We start from the raw sequence: 18,319 nt of genomic DNA, 5'->3' as shown, positions 1-18,319 counted from the left end.
ATATGGCTATTACATCATTAGAAATTAAAGATAAAGCTTTTGCTCATAAATTTAGAGGATATGATGTTGACGAAGTAGATGAATTTCTTGATATCATTGTCCAAGATTACGAAGATTTAGTGCGTGTCAATCATGAACAAGAGTCAAAAATTAAAAATCTGGAAGAACGTTTGACCTATTTTGACGAGATGAAGGATTCCCTTAGCCAGTCTGTATTGATTGCACAAGATACAGCAGAACGTGTAAAACAAGCGGCAAATGACCGTTCTGAAAACATTGTTCATAAGGCTGAGCAAGAAGCCCAACATTTATTGGATGAGGCAAAATACAAGGCTAATGAAATTCTTCGTCAAGCGACAGATAATGCTAAGAAAGTGGCTGTTGAAACAGAAGAGTTGAAAAATAAAACACGTGTCTTCCACCAACGTTTAAAATCAACAATTGAAAGTCAATTAAGCATTGTGAATTCTTCAGAATGGGAAGATATTCTTCGTCCAACAGCTACTTACTTGCAGACTAGTGATGAAGCCTTTAAAGAAGTTGTTCAGTCTGCTTTGGGTGAAGTCGTAACGACTCCAGAAGAAGATGAAGTGGATGTGACGCGTCAGTTCTCTCCAGAGGAAATGGAAGAATTACAAAGACGCATTGAAGAAGCAAATCGTGAATTAGCCGAAACACAAGCGTTTGAAACATTAGATGAGTCTGTCTTAGGATTAAATCTGACAAATGCTGAGACTTCAACAGATAACTCAGAAGCTACTTCAACAGAATCTGTAGATATTTTATAAGAGAATGTAAAAACAAGATGCTAACAAAATATTCGCAGCGAGCAGGTGACGGTGAGAGACCTGTAATTCCTTTTGTTAGGATTATCATTTTGCAAACTTAAATCTGAAAACAGTAAGATTTAACGCTTAACTCACGTTACGAGTAAGAGGGATAGGAATCTTATTCTTATCTAAATGAAGGTGGTACCACGAATTTTCGTCCTTTTGATGAATTTGTGGTTTTTTTAGTTGTTACTAATATGAAAAAGGAGAACTTATGAAATTAAAAGAAACTCTTAATCTTGGGAAAACTGCTTTTCCAATGCGTGCTGGCTTACCAAATAAAGAGCCTATTTGGCAAAAAGAGTGGGAAGATGCAAAGTTGTATCAACGTCGTCAAGAATTGAATGAAGGTAAACCACACTTTACACTTCACGATGGCCCTCCTTATGCTAATGGAAATATTCACGTTGGGCATGCCATGAACAAGATTTCTAAAGATATTATCGTTCGTTCAAAATCGATGTCTGGCTATTATGCGCCTTACATCCCAGGCTGGGATACTCATGGTCTTCCGATTGAGCAAGTTCTGGCAAAGCAAGGTGTGAAGCGAAAAGAAATGGATTTGGCAGAGTATTTAAAACTTTGTCGCGATTATGCACTGAGTCAAGTAGACAAACAACGTGAAGATTTCAAACGCTTAGGTGTTTCTGGTGATTGGGAGCATCCGTATGTGACGTTGACTCCGGATTATGAAGCTGCTCAAATTCGCGTATTTGGAGAAATGGCGAAAAAAGGCTATATCTACCGCGGTGCGAAGCCGGTTTATTGGTCATGGTCATCTGAATCAGCTCTTGCAGAGGCAGAAATTGAGTATCATGATTTGGTTTCAACCTCTCTTTACTATGCAAATAAGGTAAAAGACGGCAAAAATGTGCTAGATACAGATACTTATATTGTAGTTTGGACGACAACACCATTTACTATTACGGCTTCTCGCGGTTTGACAGTAGGTGCTGACTTTGATTATGTTGTGGTAAAACCAGCTGGGGAAAGCCGTAAATTTGTCGTTGCTGCTGACTTGCTCAATAGCTTGTCTGAAAAATTCGGCTGGGAAGATGTGGAGGTCTTGGCAACTCATCGCGGTGCTGAACTGAACCATATCGTGACAGAGCACCCGTGGGATGAGGAAGTAGATGAATTGGTGATTCTTGGTGACCACGTTACACTAGATTCAGGTACAGGGATTGTCCATACAGCTCCTGGTTTTGGTGAGGACGACTACAATGTTGGAGTTGCAAATGGCTTAGAAGTAGCCGTTACAGTCAATGAACGTGGTATCATGATGGAAAATGCTGGCCCAGATTTTGCAGGGCAATTTTATGACAAGGTAGTTCCTACAGTAATTGAAAAGTTAGGTCAACTTCTCCTTGCGCAAGAAGAAATTTCTCACTCCTACCCATTTGACTGGCGGACGAAAAAGCCAATTATTTGGCGTGCGGTACCGCAATGGTTTGCTTCAGTTTCAAAATTCCGTCAGGAAATTCTTGATGAGATTGAAAAAGTGAAGTTCCACTCTGAATGGGGTAAAGTTCGTCTTTACAATATGATCCGTGACCGTGGAGATTGGGTCATTTCGCGTCAGCGGGCTTGGGGAGTGCCACTTCCAATCTTCTATGCGGAGGACGGCACACCGATTATGACAGAGCAAACAATTGAGCATGTGGCTGAGCTCTTTGCGGAACATGGCTCTATCATTTGGTGGCAACGAGAAGCGAAAGATTTGCTTCCAGAAGGATTTACTCATCCAGGGTCACCAAATGGTACATTCACTAAAGAAACGGACATCATGGACGTGTGGTTTGATTCTGGTTCTTCTTGGAATGGTGTGGTGGTCAATCGTCCTGAATTGACTTATCCTGCTGACCTTTATCTTGAAGGGTCAGACCAGTATCGTGGTTGGTTCAACTCATCGCTTATCACATCGGTTGCCAACCATGGTGTAGCTCCTTATAAACAAATTCTTTCACAAGGGTTTGCTTTAGACGGTAAAGGCGAGAAAATGTCGAAGTCTCTCGGCAACACGATTGCTCCAAGTGATGTTGAAAAACAATTTGGTGCGGAAATCTTGCGGCTTTGGGTAACGAGTGTAGACTCCAGTAACGACGTTCGTATCTCTATGGATATTTTGAGCCAAGTTTCTGAAACTTACCGTAAGATTCGGAATACCCTCCGTTTCTTGATTGCCAATACATCTGACTTCAATCCGAAAGAAGATACTGTTGCTTATGATGACCTTCGCTCTGTTGATAAGTATATGACCGTTCGATTTAATCAACTTGTCAAGACGATTCGTGAGGCTTATGCCGACTTTGAATTTTTAGATATTTACAAAGCGATTGTAAACTTTGTGACAGTTGATTTATCAGCTTTCTATCTTGATTTTGCAAAAGATGTTGTCTATATTGAAGCAGCTAAATCATTGGAACGCCGTCAAATGCAGACCGTCTTTTATGATATTTTAGTAAACATTACAAAATTGTTGACCCCAATTCTTCCACATACAGCAGAAGAAATCTGGTCTTACTTAGAACATGAGCCAGAAGAATTTGTTCAGTTAGCAGAATTGCCAGATGCGCTGACTTTCCCTAATGAGGAAGAACTATTAGATACTTGGACAAACTTTATGAACTTCCGCAGTCAAGCTCAGAAAGCTTTGGAAGAAGCACGTAATGAAAAGGTTATTGGAAAATCTTTGGAAGCTCATTTAACGATTTATCCAAATGAAGTAGTGAGAACATTGCTTGAAGCGGTTAATAGCGACGTTGCGCAACTTCTCATTGTCTCTAAATTAACAATTGCAGACGGGGAAGCTCCTGAAAATGCTATTGCTTTCGAGGATGTAGCTTTTACAGTTGAGCATGCAGAGGGACAAGTTTGTGAACGTTGCCGTCGGGTAGATGAAACAGTCAAAGAACGTAGCTATCATGCAATTGTTTGTGACCACTGTGCAGAAATCGTTGAAGAACATTTTGCGCAAGCAGTTACAGAAGGATTTGAAACAAAATAATCAAAAGGGAGTGGGACAAAAATCGGTAATTTCGAAGAAATTTGATTTTGTCGTCCCCCCCCCGCACAGTTGAGTAGGGATGTAAAGGTTTATTTATCAACCGAATAGAACCCACTCAACCACTGCGACTTGCAAGAAACTCATAAAAATCTGACGAGGTTAAGGACTTTTGTCCCAGCCTCTTCATTTTTTTAATTCCAAAGTTGCAAATGCAACCAATGTGTGCTATACTGATTTCATTGAGCATTTTCTATTTTATTGAGGATGGCTTCTAATTGAAAGAGTTCAGAGGAAGTCAGAGCTTTCATGACAGACTGGATGTAGGTCGTTTCAAATCCAATCAATCGGTCGTAGATTTGCAAAGCCTTCGTCGTAGGGAAAAGCTCTTTAAATTTCTTATTTTGAGAGTTGACTTTCTTTGTGATAAATCCTTTTTCCTCTAGTTTTCTAAGAGAGCGACTAAGTGTTGTTTTATCAATTTTTACCATATGAGAAAGTTGAGATTGATTCAGTCCTTCATGCTCAACAATGCGGATAAGGATAAGAAAAAGATTATTATCTAGGTTGTATTGGCTGGCTTCATGATTCATATTCATCATGGCTTGGCGAGAAATTATGCCCATTTGACGAAAGAGATGACGATAATCCATAAAAGGCTCCTTTTATAGTTGCATTTACAATTATTATATAATAAAGAAGAAGGAAAAACAAGTATGTGGTATAAAAAGACATTTGAGGAATTAACCACCTTAGAATTTTATAAATGCTTGAAATTACGTTTGGAAACATTTGTCGTAGAGCAAAATAGTGTTTACAATGATTTGGACGAGAATGATTTAGTAGCTGTTCATATTTTTCATGAAAATGAATCCGGGGAAGTGGATGCTTATGCGAGAGTATTTGAAACGGGTACTACTATTCATTTTGGACATGTCGTAACAGCGGCTTCTACTCGCGGTTAAGGGCTTGGTCGTAAGTTGGTCCAAGCTATTATGGAGACTTGTGCTGAAAAATGGCCTGAAAAAGAGATTCACATAGAGGCGCAAGAGCAGGTGGTGGGCTTGTATGAGAAATTTGGATTTGAAGCTGTTAGTGAACCCTTCATCTTAGAATCACGAGTACATGTGAAAATGGTTTACAAACGAAAATAAATGGAAAAATAAGTTTTGATAGTGGGAAACGAAAGAGTCTGTTCCTAAAATAATTTAAGCCATTTTAAGAAAAGCACTCTATTTTAGTGGAAAATATGATAGAATAGCTGATAGGAGGAACAGTATGTTTCATAAAAGTAAGTTATTTTTTTGGACAACAGAAGTCTTACTACTAACCATTATCTTTTTTATCTGGCGGCAAATGGACGGCTTGATTTCCCCTTTTGTGAGCGTTTTAAATACGGTTTTAATTCCTTTTCTAATTGCGGGATTTTTGTACTATGTGACGAATCCTTTAGTGAAATTCCTGGAGAAAGAGCTGAAAATTAAGAGGATTTTTGGAATTTTGATTACCTTGGTTCTCTTGTTTGGGATTATTGCTCTGGGCATTATTTATCTGCTACCTATTTTGATTACGCAGTTGACAAGTTTGATTTCTTCTAGTCAAAATGTTTATGGAGAATTGCAAAATTGGATTAACCAGCTATCGCAGCACTCTCTCTTTAAAAATCTGAATATCCAGTCTATTATTAAGCAGTTAAATTTGTCTTATGTGGATATTTTGCAAAATATTTTAAATAGTGTCACCAATAGTCTGGGGAGTGTCGTTTCAGCAGTAGTGAATACATTTTTGATTCTCATCATGACGCCGATCTTTTTGGTCTATTTCTTAATTGACGGGGATAAATTACTGCCCATGTTGGAAAGAACTGTTTTGAAGCGGGATAAGCTCAACATCACGAAATTATTGACCAATCTTAATGCAACGATTGCTCGGTATATTAGTGGGATTTCGATTGATGCGTTTATTATTGGAACGTTGGCTTTCATTGGCTATAGTGTTATTGGTCTGAAATATGCTTTGATATTTGCTATTTTTTCTATGATTGCTAATCTTATTCCTTATGTGGGCCCAAGCATTGGGTTGATTCCGATGATTATCACTTATCTGATTGCTGATCCGAAAAAAATGGTGATTGCAGTTATATATATGTTAATTGTGCAGCAAATTGACGGAAATATTCTCTATCCACGGATTGTAGGTGGCGTGATGAAGGTGCATCCAATTACCATTATGGTTCTCTTGCTTTTGTCAAGTAATATTTATGGGATTGTTGGGATGATTGTAGCGATTCCGATTTATTCTATTTTGAAAGAAATTGCAAAATTCCTAGCGAATTTATATGATAATCATCGAGCTGCACAGGAGCAAAAGAAAAATGAGGAGTACGGAATTATTAATAAATAAGAATGGGATGATGAATAAATTCAAAATCTGAAAGATGAATAGACATTCAGAAGGACTGTGTCTTAATGTTTTAGAATGATGAATATAGGGAAGTGGAAGCAAACTAAATGCAACAAAAATTTAGTTTGGAATTCCACTCCTTTTTCTTTCTAATACGTTTTATTAAAACCATAAGTGTATTTTTATGCTAAAATAGAACATATTCTCCAAATAACCTAGTAATATCAAGGTTTTGAGAGGTTGTAGATTGAGTGACTACGTTTTTGACTACGCTTCTTTTCTTTCGGACATGTATTCGTTAAAACGATTTGCTACTTGTTCGTGTCGTTCTTTGGTGACATGAGCGTAGATTTCCATAGTTGTTTTTATGTTACTGTGTCCTAATCTTTCTTGAACCTCTTTAATGGTTGCGCCAGATTCAAATAGTAGGGAGCAATGAGTATGACGGAAGCCATGTATTGTGATTCTCCGCATATTAAATCTTTTCGCAAGCACATTATTTAAATTAAATATATGGTTGTAGGAATACCATTTGCAATCTCTATTAGTGAATATATATTGTTCGTCACCCTCAAATCTCACTCCATGAGCCATAAATCGTTTCATTTGGTAAATTTTCCAAGTTTTCAACAATGAAATTGTATGGTCATCGATGGAGATGGTTCTACGGCTTTTTTTAGTTTTTGGAGATTGGCAAAATTGTTTTCCGTCAACTTTTACTGCTGTTCGAGAAACTTTTAGAGTTTTATTTTGAAAGTCTATGTCTTTCCATTTTAGTCCAAGAGCTTCACCTTTTCTTAGCCCGGTATATCCTAAAACGTGGAAAAATGTCACATTAAATGGTGAGCGTGAATTTTGACATTTATTTAAAAATTCTAGTAACTCCATTCTAGTATAGAAGTTATCTATTTGCTCTTCTTGATTTTCTTCTGTATATTTTTTTCTAGGGATAATGACTTTATCCATAGGATTTTCAGGGATAATTTCTAGGTGGTAAGCGTATTTAAAGATACGCTTGATAACACTAAATAATAGACTTGAACTTTTATATTTATCCTGTATCTTTTGAACGTTATTTTGACAAATTAAAACAGTAATATTTTTTATCTTCATACCGTCAAAATATTTTATGACAGTTTTAAGCATATACTTTGCTGTTGCGAGAGTAGTTGGTTTCACCGTAGATTTATAGGAATCCATCCACATTTTGGCGATTTCTTCAAAGGTATAGTCTTCGTATATTTTTGTAAACTCTTGCTCCTCTGCTTGAGATTGCAAGAGGAATTCTGCTTGTTTTGCTTCTTTCTTTGACTTGAAGCCTCTGCGTGTCGTCCGTTTTTGCTTTCCTGTCAATGGATCAACGCCGAGATAGGCTTTCAATATGTAGCGAATTTCTCCATTTGCTGTAGTATATTTTTTAATCATCTTTCTTCTCCTTTTTTAGCTTGCCCGCATAGTTGAGAGAATGAAGTGATTGTGTTATACTAACGTTGGTATATTTTTTAATCCATCACCTTTGACTACGGGTGATGGACTTTTTTAATTTCTATTTGCAAAATCAGGTAAATATCTAAAGGATGCAAGGGCAGGATAGCCTTCTTGCTCATCAGTAACAAAACCGTATGAAATAAATTTATCTCCTTTTTTTAAAGTGTACTTATAATATTCTGGAAGTATTAAAACTAAAAACTTATCTTTTCCATTTTTACAAACAATAACTTTTGCATTACTTCCCTCCATAACGTCAAGGACAGTCCCTCTAACTCGTACTTTGTCATTGTAAGCCCATTCTTCAATTGGAGTCTCTTCATATCCTTCGTCTTTGACTTCGGGGTAAAATGCTTCAAACTGGTTGTAAGTCATCTTTTCTTTTTTCTTTGATGAAGTTGTTTCAATACTAGAATCACTTACTGTAGAGTTATCTTTTGAATGTTGGGTATTAGAACAAGAAGCGAGAATAACTGTTGCAAAAAGTGCCAATCCTAAAATAAATACTTTCTTCATAATTTTTCCCCTAATTTTCCATTGGCATGAAATTGCCGACCACTTTACCTATAATTCGCGGTTCTTCACTAAAAGGCGCGAATTTATCAGCGTATTTATCATTCAACGAGACGAGTCTTAGACCGTCTTTTTCTTTGTAGACTTTCTTGATATAGCTTTGTCCGTCCCAATCTACTGCATAGATAGCACCGTCATAGTCCCAACCAGTATCTTTAATAAGGGCAACAGAACCGTCAAGGTATTTTGGCTCCATGGAGTCACCATAGACCCAAGAAGCAAAGTTATGATCTATATCTTTGTTGTAAAATACGACATCATAATTGCGGTCTTCCATGTAGTCGTAACCATTTCCTGCAGAGAGTTTTTCAAATACATGATATTCTGTTCGTTCTTCGCTGAGTTCGTTCTGTGCTCGTTTTTGCTCCTCTAGCTGCATTTTAGCTGTGTCAAGCACAATTACTCTACGAGGTTCTTCTAAACGTTCTACGGTATCGGAAATTGCCTTAGCAGTATTAGTTAAAGGTAACGAAACAATATTAGTTGTTTGAATTGGTGGAAATAAATCATCAATAGATATGTCAAATGCTTTAGCCAATTTGAATAAGGTATTCTTTTTGGGAGTTCTGAAACCTTTTTCGTAATTAGCGATTGTAGTATCCCCCATGCCTATTTTTTTAGCTAACTCTTTTTGAGTCAATCCTTTTAATTTTCTATATTCTTTTATCTTTTCACCAATATAGATAGCTAGTTCAACGTCTGTCATGTTACACCTCCTGCTACTGTTTGTTAAAAGTATTATAACAAAAATCTCACGTTTTGAAAAGTTTTTTTGTTTTTTTCACAAAAAACTGTTGACACTTCACAAAACGTGAGGTAAAATATAATCAAGGTCAGGGAAATGCCCAAAATTGAAATTTTATTTTTAAGGAGTAAAAAAATGAAAGAAGTTATTCAGTCGATTGTAGCGATTGGTGGTTTTGGATATTTAAATTACCAAATTATTGTTAGAGTTAAGGATATTGATTGGGGAAGTGAACAAGATAAGAAGTTTTTATTGATTTTTTTATCATCATTAGACTACAGTATATTTCTCTTATGGCAATTTTTAATTAAAAATTTACTTGTTAGTATTGTTCTAACAATTCTAACGGCAATTCTTATCAGTCTTGTTCTTCCTGATTTGGTACATATTTTTTATAAGGTAGTCAATTGGATTAGAAAAGACAATAGTTTACCTGATTTGGATAGTAAAACGATGTATGATATTTTTGCGATGGATACAGATTGTCAAAACTGTTTTGTTTTTCGTATAGGTGATAAGCAGGTAGTATCGTCAGGATATATTGCTTACACTAATGGAGAACGAGATGATTTATCGTTAATTTTATCCCCCTATATTTCTTACAATGATCCTGAAAAGTATGCCATTAAAGACGAGGATAGCCTGCTTAGGTATCTAGATAAAGAAAAAATCCAAGTCAAGATTTATCTTAACTTGGAAAAGCAAGTGAAATTTATTTATTTTTAGGCTTCGGCTCTTGATGGTATGCTTTTTCAGGCAATCGTCTTTTGCCAGGATTATTACTGTTTTTCACATTTGGTTCTTTAGTGGTATATTTTTTATCCATAAAAGTCGCTCCTTTCTGTTAATAGTGGTGAGATAGCTCTATATCTCATCTCTATTATATCAGATTTGAGGTATAGAAAATAAAAAAGGAGGTGAGGAGTGTGCAGATAAAATTATATGAATTGCGAAAGAAAGCAGGGTTAAAACAAGAAGACCTTGCTAAAATGTTAGGAATTTCTCAAAATTCATACGGTCATAAAGAAAGAGGAGACACAGATTTCAAATTATCTGAAATGTTTAAAATCGCCAACTTCTTTAATAGAAAAATTGGCGATATTTTCAGCGACTCAACTTCACGAAAAGTGAAATAAATTATATAACTAACTACGCTTGCCCGCATAGTTGAGAGAAGGAGAAGAAATGAGACCAAAAAAATATCCATATGTTCAAAAAGCATTAGTACATCAAAGAGAGAGGGTTAAGAGTTATCTTAATTGTTTGGATTCTCTTAATAAAAATATTAAAAACTGCTCTACCGAGGGGCAAAAGCAGTTTTTTGAACAGCAGAAAGAAAGTCTTAAAAGCGATCTAACACCTTTGGATTTTCTTTTACTTGAGCAAGAATTTGATTTTCGTGAGCAGAGAGAATTTAGATTTCGATAAATTTCTGATTTGTCCCATTAAAACATAATTTTTGAATATCTCTTATGATGAGATTAGAAAGGAAACTCAAAATGAAAGAAATATTAGAACGCATCGCAAAAAGTCTTGAGTCTATCGATGCAGAACTCAAGGCAAGAAATGAAGACCGTAAAATACTTATTAACCAAGCCGAACTAATCGAAAGAACGTGCTTGGAAATCAAAGAAGATCCATTCGGTCTTAACGTCTTGAAAGAAGCAGCGTTAGCTGATAAAGCTAAGCAATAAGAAAGGAAATGAATGGAATGGAAGGCAAAATATGTTATGGAGTGTTAGGAGTTCAAAGGCGATTCGAGACAAAGGCGCAAGCTATTGTTTACGCAAAACTTCTAAAGCTTCCTTATAGTTCGGTTTATTTGATTCTTCCACCCGATATGACGCAGAAAATGATTGATAGGGAGAATTAATATATCCTATTTTATTCTTACGGAACACCCAATTTTTCTTGGTTGTTTTAAAGAAAACAAATAATTCAGAACTGATGTCATCTGCTGGCACAATGATATCTAACGAAGTTAGACTATGAGATTTCAAAGTACCAAAATTAGTTTCTGGGATATTTAATTCAATGATGTCATAGTCAGATTTTAATCCTGAAATAATCAATCGTTCTTCTAAGCGAGTAAATACATTATGCTGTTTTTGACAATGATATGTAAGTTGCTTATTGTTTGAACTTAAAACAATCAAATCAAAGAAACTGATATCGCTGCCCGAAGAATTGATGATTCGCAAATTTACATGAAGCAATCCATTTTCATTGACGATACTTTCTCCACTGTTTAGCAAAAGTGATAACAACCAATCAGATTGACCAGTTGAATCTATTTCGATTTGAGAATTATTTTGACGGTAATTTAGATAAGAAATAGCAAGGGCGGCTATTGCAATCCAATTAGTCGCAAAATACTTGATAGTTGACCCGATGAGATTAAAAAGTTGTTTCATTATTTCTATCCTTTCTGTATTTATTATACCAGATTGGAACGCACAAAAAAGCCACTCGCAAGTGAGCGGCATAACAAATAATACTACTTAAATTATAACACAAAAGACAAGAAAGGGGAAGTATGCAAGAGATAACATTATCAAATAATCTAGCTCAGATAGAGCTTGAAATCAATCATCACAAACAGATTGCGGGGCAATCTATTTGGGAGATCGGACGCAGATTGAATCATGTAAAAGAGAATGATTTAACACATGGGCAATTTCGAGAGTGGCATGAAAGACTAGGCATAGATAAAGACTTTGCTTATAAATCAATGAATATTGTAAAAGAATTGCCAAATGTCGAAACGTTACGACATTTTGGAGTAACTGCATTACACCTCATAGCCACTCTACCGGACGACCAAAAACAAGAACAACTAAATCGTATCGAGGAAGGCGACAATCCGACGGTTCGAGAACTGCAGGAACTGCGTCGGCAACTCAATCTGTCTAAAGCAGACAATGAAGAATTGCGTCAAAAGAATGAGCAGCTAGCCGAGCAGGCTTTAGCAAAGTTTGAAACAAAGATAGTCACTAAAGAGGTTGCACCTCACGACTATGATTCTACTAAGTCTTTAAATAAGACATTGATGGAAAAAAACAAGGAGCTGAAAAGTGATTTAGAAAGTTTAGAAGAACGAAATAAATTTGTTGAAAGTCAATATCAAAGCCTTTTGAAAGAACGTGAAAAAGTGGATGCTAATTCTAAGAAATACGAAGAATTAACAGAAGCTATCCAACAGTCGAAAGGGCAATTAAATGACGTTCAGAAAAAAATGTCCGATTACAAGGACATTTTGGAAATTGTCCGTTCAGGGGACGATTTATTAACAAAGATGTCGGGATTGATCTACAAAGATGAGGAAAAATTTAGACAAGCAGACCATGTTATCGGTCTTGAAATTGATAGCTTGGTGAATCGCATGCAGCTACTCATTAACGACCTTTCGCAAATGAGAGGGGCGACAACTATTATTGAAGGAGAGTTTAAATGAAGAATGAACTTTTAGAGAGTGTTACCGATGTTACACAAGAAGATATTTTGATTCAGGTTTTGGAAAATCAAAAGCAATTGAAGCAGCAACAAAAATCACTAGAGAGTGATGTGGATTACTTAAAAAATGAACAGCCTGTTAATCCGTCTGTTTGTCTTGATTTGGAGCGGATACGTAAGAAAAAGGTGATTGATATTTTAGGTGGAAAGGATAGTCCTGCTTATCGTGATAGTCATTTTGCTCGTTCTGTGTTTGCGCAAGCTGCAAAGGATTTTAAAGATCATTTTCGTATTCCACGTTATGATTTGCTGAAACGCAAGGACGAATTGAATGCTTATGAGTATTGGCGAAATTGGGAACCAAACACAAATACTAAGATTTGTATTAAGACAAAAAATAAGCAGCTTGAACTTTTTGGAGGTTTGTTATGAATGAATCAAGCCAATCAAGCAGATTGCCACCGTTAATGTCTGACGAGATGGCGCAGTTATACATTCGTGAGCAGACGAATATTATCCGTGAGGAGGTTCGGAAAGAACTAGAGGCAGAAAAAGTTCCTTTAAATCAAAAAGAACTCATGGAAAAGTTTGGTTTTGATGCTAAGTATTTGAAAAAGCTGCTAGCGAATGGATTGAAAAGACGTAAGCAAGGCAGGGATTGGAAGTATGACCTTGCGGATGTCTATGAGGTGTTGGACTATCTGAAAGAGAATTTCAGAGGGTATCAGCCGAAAAGATGAGAGGAGTAACAATATTGGGCAAATATTTTATAGGTTGTCCTTATAACGACCGTATGTTACGTGAGGATGGGAATTTAGCAGAAAAATATAGCAGGATGTCGAAAGCGGAACTTGAAGCGATTAGTAGATTATTTGATGTGCAAGATAGAGAAAAGGAGCGTGGCAGATGAGGAACCACACACAGATAACGCTCATCCAGCGCTGGGAGCGCGACCATTATAGATTAGGTAACAGCTACAAGAACAAACTGGCTAAGAAACCAGTCGAGGTAGTCGAACAGGAATTGGTTAAGTTAGCCGAAAGTTGGAACAGAATTAGCTTTAAATTTGTGGAAAAAGGCGCTACGAAAATTGAAGGTGATAAGACAACAATTTTTAAAAAGAGGTGATTAAATTGATACCAAAATTTAGAATATATGATAAAACGCAAAATAAAATGTATGACGTGTATGAGATTTTGTATAGATCGGAAACAATAGTAGTAAGAGACTGTAGTGATTTAATCTATTTCAACTTTTTAAACATAAACAAGAGACAATTTCTAATGCAATACACCAATATATTTTCAAAAAACGGAGAAGTATGCGAAGGAGATGTGGTTAAACAAAAAATGTTGATACCAACTTCTGAAATTGAAGAAATTACAGGAGTAGTCAAAATGCTTGAGGGTGCTTGGACGATTGTTAATGACAAGAAAAAAATAGCTTGTAACTTGTGGCGTGAAGGAGCTGAAATGGAAATTTTAGGGAATATATGGGAAGGAGGAGAATAAAATAATCAATCTTATTATAGGAGTTATATCTCTATTTGTTCTTACTGGATGGATTGCGTTTGGTCTTCCGTTGGTAATCAATATAATTGTCCGAAAATTTAACTCGATTCACAAGCGGATAGATAAGAGCAATAAATGCAATGATTGATGTTACTGTGATAAAAACTGTTTCAGTCATAGTTATTGATAACGATACAGTAATTGAGATAGAAAAATAAAGAACTGTAAATGGTTTAAATAATTTCTTAATAGATCTAGGAATTTTTTCTTGAAAAGAAATGGGAAAATATAATATTCCAATAAAAAAGATAAGAAAAATGACTTGTAGAATTGAAAATTGTATAAAAAATTTCCACCAATTAAAATTTATAATATGCGAAAAATAACTATGTTTAACCCATGATTGGTCAATAAATTTTGCCCAAATAATAATTGTAAACATACTAGAAAATAAAAAAGTTATTCCGGTTATAAGAATCAAAATATTAACTAGTTGCATTAATAATTGGTATGAGGCTTTACTTTTCATAATCATTCTCCGTCGTTTTTATTTACATTATACCAAATTTAGAAAGGATGTAGTAAACGATGACACTAAATGAACGAGTTAGCACACTAGAAGTTAAGCACATAACGAACAAACGCTCAATAGCCAATGCTAATCTAATCATGACCGCTTTAGCATTCGTCATGTTGCTGTTGACTGTCGGCTTAATCACATCCACAGAACATCAGCAGCGACAGATTAGCGAGCTTAAGACAGAACTGCAGAAGCAATCGAGCGAAATTGAAAGGCTGAAAAATAGAAACTCGGCGCAGGATATTATTCTAAATAAGCTGAACAGCGAATATCAGATGAAAGAAAAACAAAAAGCAGAAAAAGCGAAGCGAATTGCTGACGCTAACGGAGTGGGAGGATAGATTGAAATTTCTTGATTTGTTTGCAGGAATCGGTGGCTTTCGTCTAGGAATGGAATCAGCAGGACATGAGTGCATCGGTTTTTGCGAGATTGATAAGTTTGCTCGCAAATCTTACAAAGCAATACACGACACAGAAGGAGAAATTGAGCTACATGACATTACAACAGTCACAAATGAGTTTATTCGAGGAATCGGAAGTGTGGACGTTATCTGTGGAGGATTTCCGTGCCAAGCTTTCAGCATTGCAGGAAATAGACGAGGTTTTGAAGATACACGAGGAACTTTGTTCTTTGAAATTGCTAGGTTCGCATCTATTCTCAGACCTAAATATCTATTCCTTGAAAACGTCAAAGGACTCCTCAACCATGACAGAGGAGCTACGTTTGCGACCATCCTCAGAGCCTTGGACGAACTGGGGTACGATGTGGAATGGCAAGTGCTTAACAGCAAAGATTTTGGTGTCCCCCAAAATCGGGAACGTGTGTTCGTTATCGGACATCTTAGAGGAGAATGTACCAGAAGAATTTTTCCTCTCAGCGGAAATGACAAAGCGACTGATTGCAAACAACCAAAAATCAAAAAAGTAGGAAATATTCGTAAAAAAGGCAAATCGCAAAGTGGTGATGTTGTCTCAACAGATTCACTCGCCCCGACGCTATGTAGTACGACCACTCAAAAAGACCCTTTGAAAGTGGCGATACCAGTCTTAACTCCAGATCGTCTCGAAAAGAGACAAAATGGTCGCAGATTTAAAGAGGACGGAGAGCCTATGTTTACCTTGACCAGTCAAGACAGGCACGGGATTGTGGTTGCAGGAAAATTGCCAGGTAATCACGACCAAAACTCAAGAGTATATAGTACAGATGGACTAGCTCCCACTCTATCCACTATGCAGGGTGGTGGGCAAGAGCCAAAGATTATTCAAAAGGCAAGGGGATTTAATAAAGGTGGTCAGCACAGCATAGCACCTACTTTATCCAGCAATAGCTATCAAGAGAATAACCTGGTCAAAATTGTAGACTTTTACAACAAAATCACAAAAAATGAGGTTGGAACATTAACATCAAGTGGGGGAGGTAGCACTGTTCGAGCTGGAAGTTTTGGAATAACCGATGGCTATCGTATTCGCAAGCTAACACCTCGTGAGTGTTGGAGGTTACAAGGTTTTCCAGATTGGGCGTTTGATAAAGCTCAAGAAGTCAACAGCAATAGTCAGCTATATAAACAAGCAGGAAACAGCGTGACAGTCAACGTCATTGCTGAAATAGCTAAAAGATTATGAGGTAAGAAATGAAAAATATACTTGAAACCCCTCAAGAAATTGGCGAGCTTATCGTTCGCTGGTTACTTGAATTGCATTATAGAGATGGAGCTTTAAAAGGCATACAAGCTCCCATCAAATTCGAGGGTGAAGAATACACTATTACAGTTAAGAGGAGCAATAAATGAACAAACAAGAAGCGATTGAAAAGATAAATGAATCCAGACTAGCATTTGCGGCAATTTTGAGCAGACGAAACGGAAAGAGGCCTTATTTTGAAAAAGAAGTCGTGGTAATGAAAGAGAAAGACCTTGTTGACATCATTAACCAAATTGACGAGGTAGAAAAGACTATTGTGCCGTGGTTCGTGGCTGATTGGTATGAGAAATATAAAGATGAATTTGAATATTATCTAAAAGGATTTATTGCGAAAGTTGGTTATGAAATCAACCACAACACCAAAGATGAATTTTATCAATGGCTTGGCAATCCTCACAATGACTCTATTTTAAAACTTGTCAACATGCACCAATTCGGCTATGAGGTCGAGAAAGAAAAACGGTACCAAGTTAAATTCATCCAAACCGGGCAACATCTCGCAAAGAATGTCTTTCTGCCAGGCGAATATTTTGTCATCCAGGCCAACGCCATTAGCTCCACTGATAGTTTTACTCGCAAAGAGCTAGAAGAAGCAGGTTTCGGCTGGGTGTTTGATTGCGAGGGTGCGAAAGTGGAAGAGGTGGAATAAATGGAAGATAAAGTAATTCATTTTCACATCAAGCAAGATTTCAACCTACTGGATATGGGAAAAGTTCAATCCATTGTGTATACAGGAATAAAAAATGAAATTGAATTTATTTCAATGGTGCACGGGTTACGTGCTAGATTTCGACTTGACAAATCCATGTTTGAGACGGACGAAGGGACTGCAAAAGCATTGGAATATTATAGACAACAAGCTTATATGTATTTTAGGAGATAGAAAAAATGAGTGAAATTTTAGGAGCGGTCTTCATGCTCGCATTCGTTTTCGTCGCTGGGGCATTCTGCAACCATCTTGACTGGCGCAAAGCCAGAAAGCAAGCAGAACGGCAAGCACAGGAAGAAGAACGACTGGAGCTTGAAGCTATGTACGTTATATGTGCAATCGAGCATGACCGCATGGAACGACAACGGAACTTGGCAGACGCTCGGAAGAAAAGTCCGAGTTGGCAGTATGAATATAAGGAAGAATGCTGAATGAATAAACGTATCAAAAAGAAAGTCAAAAAAAGAAGTTATAAAATACCTAAATATATTATTCGACTAACTAAAAAGTGGACTGAACTAGACAATAACATGGTATTTCTAGCTGAATTTCGAAACATTGAAGATCAATTTCCAAAAAAGTTGATAGAAAGTATGCATCGGAAATACAGAAGAATTAACTCATTCCTTGATGAGCTTGAAGGAGATGAGATATTTCGATACAATTTTTCCATTTATCACGGAGCGTACGGGGAAGAGCAATTAAACGGAGAATATTGTGATCAATCTTGCGGCTATTCTGGAGATGATTTCCGTGGTGTTTATTATTATCCGATAGGTAATAAATTATATTTTGCCTATAATTATGAATGTTAATTAGAAAGGTATTGTTATGTTTCCAATAACAATAATTGAATTTAAAGTCAGAACTATTAGAGCTAAAAGGAAAATGGAAAGTAAAAATGCGGAAGATAATTTTGATTGACAAAGAAATGGAGGAAACAGAATAAATGAAAGACAAAGAATTAAAAAATATTGCTTTTGCTTTTCAGATAGGACAATTAGTTGCGCAAACAGCAAAGTCAATTATTAAAGACGATAACCTTATGAGAAGCGAAGGACATTTTATGCTTGATGGTCATAAATTTGCGATTATAGTCAAGGAGGTAGCCAATGATACCGAAATTTAGGGTATGGGATAAAACTTATAAAAAATTGGGCTTGATAGATACAGATATGACATATAGAGACTTCCAATCTTTAAAAATCGATAACTTTATTCTCATGCAATCAACAGGTCTATTTGATAAAAATGGCGTGGAGATTTTCGAGGGTGATGTGGTAGTAATGAACGGCTGGAGACGACAAGTGGTTACATTTGGA

General features: G+C 36.4%; 27 protein-coding genes and 1 pseudogene. 22 read left to right on the top strand and 6 right to left on the bottom strand.

Going from position 1 to position 18,319, the window contains the following annotated elements; genetic code table 11:
- Positions 1-2: 2 nt before the first annotated feature.
- Together HMPREF2634_RS08665 and ileS are read left to right on the top strand one after the other, a co-directional pair.
- Positions 3-788: a DivIVA domain-containing protein gene (locus HMPREF2634_RS08665; protein WP_003025689.1), complete on the top strand. Its 786-nt coding sequence runs from the start codon at positions 3-5 to the stop codon at positions 786-788.
- A gap of 256 nt (positions 789-1,044) precedes the next feature.
- On the top strand, positions 1,045-3,837 hold the full coding sequence (gene ileS, locus HMPREF2634_RS08660) for an isoleucine--tRNA ligase (protein WP_003025687.1): 2,793 nt from the start codon (positions 1,045-1,047) through the stop codon (positions 3,835-3,837).
- Between the two features lie 236 nt (positions 3,838-4,073).
- Here ileS and HMPREF2634_RS08655 read toward each other — a convergent pair whose 3' ends face one another.
- Positions 4,074-4,487, bottom strand: coding sequence for a MarR family winged helix-turn-helix transcriptional regulator (locus tag HMPREF2634_RS08655; RefSeq protein ID WP_003025684.1), 414 nt, complete (start codon positions 4,485-4,487; stop codon positions 4,074-4,076).
- Between the two features lie 63 nt (positions 4,488-4,550).
- Between HMPREF2634_RS08655 and HMPREF2634_RS08650 the strand changes: the two are divergent.
- Positions 4,551-4,988 (top strand): annotated as a pseudogene (locus HMPREF2634_RS08650) (GNAT family N-acetyltransferase).
- 124 nt (positions 4,989-5,112) lie between these two features.
- On the top strand, positions 5,113-6,237 hold the full coding sequence (locus HMPREF2634_RS08645; protein WP_003028351.1) for an AI-2E family transporter: 1,125 nt from the start codon (positions 5,113-5,115) through the stop codon (positions 6,235-6,237).
- 267 nt (positions 6,238-6,504) lie between these two features.
- Here HMPREF2634_RS08645 and HMPREF2634_RS08640 read toward each other — a convergent pair whose 3' ends face one another.
- From HMPREF2634_RS08640 to HMPREF2634_RS08630, 3 genes are all read right to left on the bottom strand, one after another.
- Complete coding sequence (locus HMPREF2634_RS08640; RefSeq protein ID WP_070836490.1) at positions 6,505-7,662, bottom strand: site-specific integrase; 1,158 nt, start codon at positions 7,660-7,662, stop codon at positions 6,505-6,507.
- Between the two features lie 114 nt (positions 7,663-7,776).
- Positions 7,777-8,241, bottom strand: a complete 465-nt coding sequence (locus HMPREF2634_RS08635; RefSeq protein ID WP_070836489.1) for a hypothetical protein — start codon at positions 8,239-8,241, stop codon at positions 7,777-7,779.
- A 10-nt stretch (positions 8,242-8,251) separates the two neighbouring features.
- Complete coding sequence (locus HMPREF2634_RS08630; RefSeq protein ID WP_070836488.1) at positions 8,252-9,004, bottom strand: XRE family transcriptional regulator; 753 nt, start codon at positions 9,002-9,004, stop codon at positions 8,252-8,254.
- A gap of 174 nt (positions 9,005-9,178) precedes the next feature.
- Here HMPREF2634_RS08630 and HMPREF2634_RS08625 point away from each other — a divergent pair, with 174 nt between their 5' ends.
- The 4 genes from HMPREF2634_RS08625 to HMPREF2634_RS08610 all read left to right on the top strand — a co-directional run bounded on the left by HMPREF2634_RS08625 (position 9,179) and on the right by HMPREF2634_RS08610 (position 10,737).
- The gene (locus HMPREF2634_RS08625; RefSeq protein ID WP_070836487.1) at positions 9,179-9,769 is read left to right on the top strand and encodes a hypothetical protein; all 591 of its coding nucleotides are present in this window, start codon (positions 9,179-9,181) and stop codon (positions 9,767-9,769) included.
- Between the two features lie 200 nt (positions 9,770-9,969).
- On the top strand, positions 9,970-10,179 hold the full coding sequence (locus tag HMPREF2634_RS08620; protein WP_070836486.1) for a helix-turn-helix transcriptional regulator: 210 nt from the start codon (positions 9,970-9,972) through the stop codon (positions 10,177-10,179).
- A gap of 49 nt (positions 10,180-10,228) precedes the next feature.
- Positions 10,229-10,471, top strand: coding sequence for a hypothetical protein (locus HMPREF2634_RS08615; RefSeq protein ID WP_070836485.1), 243 nt, complete (start codon positions 10,229-10,231; stop codon positions 10,469-10,471).
- 71 nt (positions 10,472-10,542) lie between these two features.
- Complete coding sequence (locus HMPREF2634_RS08610; RefSeq protein WP_070836484.1) at positions 10,543-10,737, top strand: hypothetical protein; 195 nt, start codon at positions 10,543-10,545, stop codon at positions 10,735-10,737.
- Positions 10,738-10,818: 81 nt separating this feature from the next.
- Here HMPREF2634_RS08610 and HMPREF2634_RS10055 read toward each other — a convergent pair whose 3' ends face one another.
- The gene (locus HMPREF2634_RS10055) at positions 10,819-11,457 is read right to left on the bottom strand and encodes a hypothetical protein (RefSeq protein ID WP_070836483.1); all 639 of its coding nucleotides are present in this window, start codon (positions 11,455-11,457) and stop codon (positions 10,819-10,821) included.
- A gap of 122 nt (positions 11,458-11,579) precedes the next feature.
- Here HMPREF2634_RS10055 and HMPREF2634_RS08600 point away from each other — a divergent pair, with 122 nt between their 5' ends.
- The 5 genes from HMPREF2634_RS08600 to HMPREF2634_RS08580 all read left to right on the top strand — a co-directional run bounded on the left by HMPREF2634_RS08600 (position 11,580) and on the right by HMPREF2634_RS08580 (position 14,007).
- Positions 11,580-12,497, top strand: a complete 918-nt coding sequence (locus HMPREF2634_RS08600) for a DUF3102 domain-containing protein (protein ID WP_070836482.1) — start codon at positions 11,580-11,582, stop codon at positions 12,495-12,497.
- Positions 12,494-12,928: an ORF6C domain-containing protein gene (locus tag HMPREF2634_RS08595; RefSeq protein WP_070836481.1), complete on the top strand. Its 435-nt coding sequence runs from the start codon at positions 12,494-12,496 to the stop codon at positions 12,926-12,928. The genes HMPREF2634_RS08600 and HMPREF2634_RS08595 overlap by 4 nt, the downstream gene beginning before the upstream one ends.
- Positions 12,925-13,236, top strand: coding sequence for a hypothetical protein (locus tag HMPREF2634_RS08590; RefSeq protein ID WP_070836480.1), 312 nt, complete (start codon positions 12,925-12,927; stop codon positions 13,234-13,236). The genes HMPREF2634_RS08595 and HMPREF2634_RS08590 overlap by 4 nt, the downstream gene beginning before the upstream one ends.
- 166 nt (positions 13,237-13,402) lie before the next feature.
- The gene (locus tag HMPREF2634_RS08585) at positions 13,403-13,624 is read left to right on the top strand and encodes a hypothetical protein (protein ID WP_070836479.1); all 222 of its coding nucleotides are present in this window, start codon (positions 13,403-13,405) and stop codon (positions 13,622-13,624) included.
- The gene (locus HMPREF2634_RS08580; RefSeq protein ID WP_257362208.1) at positions 13,621-14,007 is read left to right on the top strand and encodes a YopX family protein; all 387 of its coding nucleotides are present in this window, start codon (positions 13,621-13,623) and stop codon (positions 14,005-14,007) included. The genes HMPREF2634_RS08585 and HMPREF2634_RS08580 overlap by 4 nt, the downstream gene beginning before the upstream one ends.
- 31 nt (positions 14,008-14,038) lie before the next feature.
- On the opposite strand, the gene HMPREF2634_RS10110 is transcribed toward HMPREF2634_RS08580, so the two are convergent.
- Positions 14,039-14,185 carry a hypothetical protein gene (locus HMPREF2634_RS10110; protein ID WP_218969912.1) on the bottom strand — a complete coding sequence of 49 codons (147 nt, stop codon included), beginning with the start codon at positions 14,183-14,185 and terminating at the stop codon, positions 14,039-14,041.
- A gap of 410 nt (positions 14,186-14,595) precedes the next feature.
- On the opposite strand from HMPREF2634_RS10110, the gene HMPREF2634_RS08570 reads away from it, so the two are divergent.
- From HMPREF2634_RS08570 to HMPREF2634_RS08535, 9 genes are all read left to right on the top strand, one after another.
- A complete protein-coding gene (locus HMPREF2634_RS08570) occupies positions 14,596-14,928 on the top strand; it encodes a hypothetical protein (protein ID WP_070836476.1) in 333 nt (110 codons plus the stop codon).
- A 1-nt stretch (position 14,929) separates the two neighbouring features.
- The gene (locus HMPREF2634_RS08565; protein ID WP_070836475.1) at positions 14,930-16,210 is read left to right on the top strand and encodes a DNA cytosine methyltransferase; all 1,281 of its coding nucleotides are present in this window, start codon (positions 14,930-14,932) and stop codon (positions 16,208-16,210) included.
- An 8-nt stretch (positions 16,211-16,218) separates the two neighbouring features.
- Entirely contained in the window at positions 16,219-16,377 is a 159-nt protein-coding gene (locus HMPREF2634_RS10050) for a hypothetical protein (protein WP_180363049.1), read from the top strand.
- Positions 16,374-16,937 (top strand): DUF1642 domain-containing protein, encoded by a 564-nt coding sequence (locus HMPREF2634_RS08560; RefSeq protein WP_083324122.1) that lies wholly within the window; start codon positions 16,374-16,376, stop codon positions 16,935-16,937. The genes HMPREF2634_RS10050 and HMPREF2634_RS08560 overlap by 4 nt, the downstream gene beginning before the upstream one ends.
- Positions 16,938-17,171, top strand: coding sequence for a hypothetical protein (locus tag HMPREF2634_RS08555; protein WP_070836474.1), 234 nt, complete (start codon positions 16,938-16,940; stop codon positions 17,169-17,171). It begins immediately after the preceding gene.
- 32 nt (positions 17,172-17,203) lie between these two features.
- Positions 17,204-17,428 (top strand): hypothetical protein, encoded by a 225-nt coding sequence (locus tag HMPREF2634_RS08550; protein WP_257362207.1) that lies wholly within the window; start codon positions 17,204-17,206, stop codon positions 17,426-17,428.
- Complete coding sequence (locus tag HMPREF2634_RS08545; protein WP_070836472.1) at positions 17,429-17,812, top strand: hypothetical protein; 384 nt, start codon at positions 17,429-17,431, stop codon at positions 17,810-17,812.
- A gap of 134 nt (positions 17,813-17,946) precedes the next feature.
- Entirely contained in the window at positions 17,947-18,126 is a 180-nt protein-coding gene (locus tag HMPREF2634_RS08540; RefSeq protein ID WP_070836471.1) for a hypothetical protein, read from the top strand.
- On the top strand, positions 18,110-18,319 hold a 210-nt coding region (locus HMPREF2634_RS08535), incomplete at its 3' end, for a YopX family protein (protein ID WP_257362206.1). The genes HMPREF2634_RS08540 and HMPREF2634_RS08535, both read left to right, overlap by 17 nt.

It is taken from the genome of Streptococcus sp. HMSC034B03 (assembly GCF_001838575.1).
In the GTDB taxonomy this organism is placed as follows: Bacteria; Bacillota; Bacilli; order Lactobacillales; family Streptococcaceae; genus Streptococcus; species Streptococcus anginosus.
The sequence above is the reverse complement of the archived record's forward strand: the minus strand, read 5'-3'. Positions and strand labels throughout refer to the sequence as shown.

Coding starts and splice junctions, on each gene's coding strand:
- HMPREF2634_RS08665 (WP_003025689.1), top strand. CDS start 3: ATGGCTATTACATCATTAGAAATTAAAGATAAAGCTTTTGCTCATAAA.
- ileS (WP_003025687.1), top strand. CDS start 1,045: ATGAAATTAAAAGAAACTCTTAATCTTGGGAAAACTGCTTTTCCAATG.
- HMPREF2634_RS08655 (WP_003025684.1), bottom strand. CDS start 4,487: ATGGATTATCGTCATCTCTTTCGTCAAATGGGCATAATTTCTCGCCAA.
- HMPREF2634_RS08645 (WP_003028351.1), top strand. CDS start 5,113: ATGTTTCATAAAAGTAAGTTATTTTTTTGGACAACAGAAGTCTTACTA.
- HMPREF2634_RS08640 (WP_070836490.1), bottom strand. CDS start 7,662: ATGATTAAAAAATATACTACAGCAAATGGAGAAATTCGCTACATATTG.
- HMPREF2634_RS08635 (WP_070836489.1), bottom strand. CDS start 8,241: ATGAAGAAAGTATTTATTTTAGGATTGGCACTTTTTGCAACAGTTATT.
- HMPREF2634_RS08630 (WP_070836488.1), bottom strand. CDS start 9,004: ATGACAGACGTTGAACTAGCTATCTATATTGGTGAAAAGATAAAAGAA.
- HMPREF2634_RS08625 (WP_070836487.1), top strand. CDS start 9,179: ATGAAAGAAGTTATTCAGTCGATTGTAGCGATTGGTGGTTTTGGATAT.
- HMPREF2634_RS08615 (WP_070836485.1), top strand. CDS start 10,229: ATGAGACCAAAAAAATATCCATATGTTCAAAAAGCATTAGTACATCAA.
- HMPREF2634_RS08610 (WP_070836484.1), top strand. CDS start 10,543: ATGAAAGAAATATTAGAACGCATCGCAAAAAGTCTTGAGTCTATCGAT.
- HMPREF2634_RS10055 (WP_070836483.1), bottom strand. CDS start 11,457: ATGAAACAACTTTTTAATCTCATCGGGTCAACTATCAAGTATTTTGCG.
- HMPREF2634_RS08600 (WP_070836482.1), top strand. CDS start 11,580: ATGCAAGAGATAACATTATCAAATAATCTAGCTCAGATAGAGCTTGAA.
- HMPREF2634_RS08595 (WP_070836481.1), top strand. CDS start 12,494: ATGAAGAATGAACTTTTAGAGAGTGTTACCGATGTTACACAAGAAGAT.
- HMPREF2634_RS08590 (WP_070836480.1), top strand. CDS start 12,925: ATGAATGAATCAAGCCAATCAAGCAGATTGCCACCGTTAATGTCTGAC.
- HMPREF2634_RS08585 (WP_070836479.1), top strand. CDS start 13,403: ATGAGGAACCACACACAGATAACGCTCATCCAGCGCTGGGAGCGCGAC.
- HMPREF2634_RS10110 (WP_218969912.1), bottom strand. CDS start 14,185: ATGACTGAAACAGTTTTTATCACAGTAACATCAATCATTGCATTTATT.
- HMPREF2634_RS08570 (WP_070836476.1), top strand. CDS start 14,596: ATGACACTAAATGAACGAGTTAGCACACTAGAAGTTAAGCACATAACG.
- HMPREF2634_RS10050 (WP_180363049.1), top strand. CDS start 16,219: ATGAAAAATATACTTGAAACCCCTCAAGAAATTGGCGAGCTTATCGTT.
- HMPREF2634_RS08560 (WP_083324122.1), top strand. CDS start 16,374: ATGAACAAACAAGAAGCGATTGAAAAGATAAATGAATCCAGACTAGCA.
- HMPREF2634_RS08555 (WP_070836474.1), top strand. CDS start 16,938: ATGGAAGATAAAGTAATTCATTTTCACATCAAGCAAGATTTCAACCTA.
- HMPREF2634_RS08550 (WP_257362207.1), top strand. CDS start 17,204: ATGCTCGCATTCGTTTTCGTCGCTGGGGCATTCTGCAACCATCTTGAC.
- HMPREF2634_RS08545 (WP_070836472.1), top strand. CDS start 17,429: ATGAATAAACGTATCAAAAAGAAAGTCAAAAAAAGAAGTTATAAAATA.
- HMPREF2634_RS08540 (WP_070836471.1), top strand. CDS start 17,947: ATGAAAGACAAAGAATTAAAAAATATTGCTTTTGCTTTTCAGATAGGA.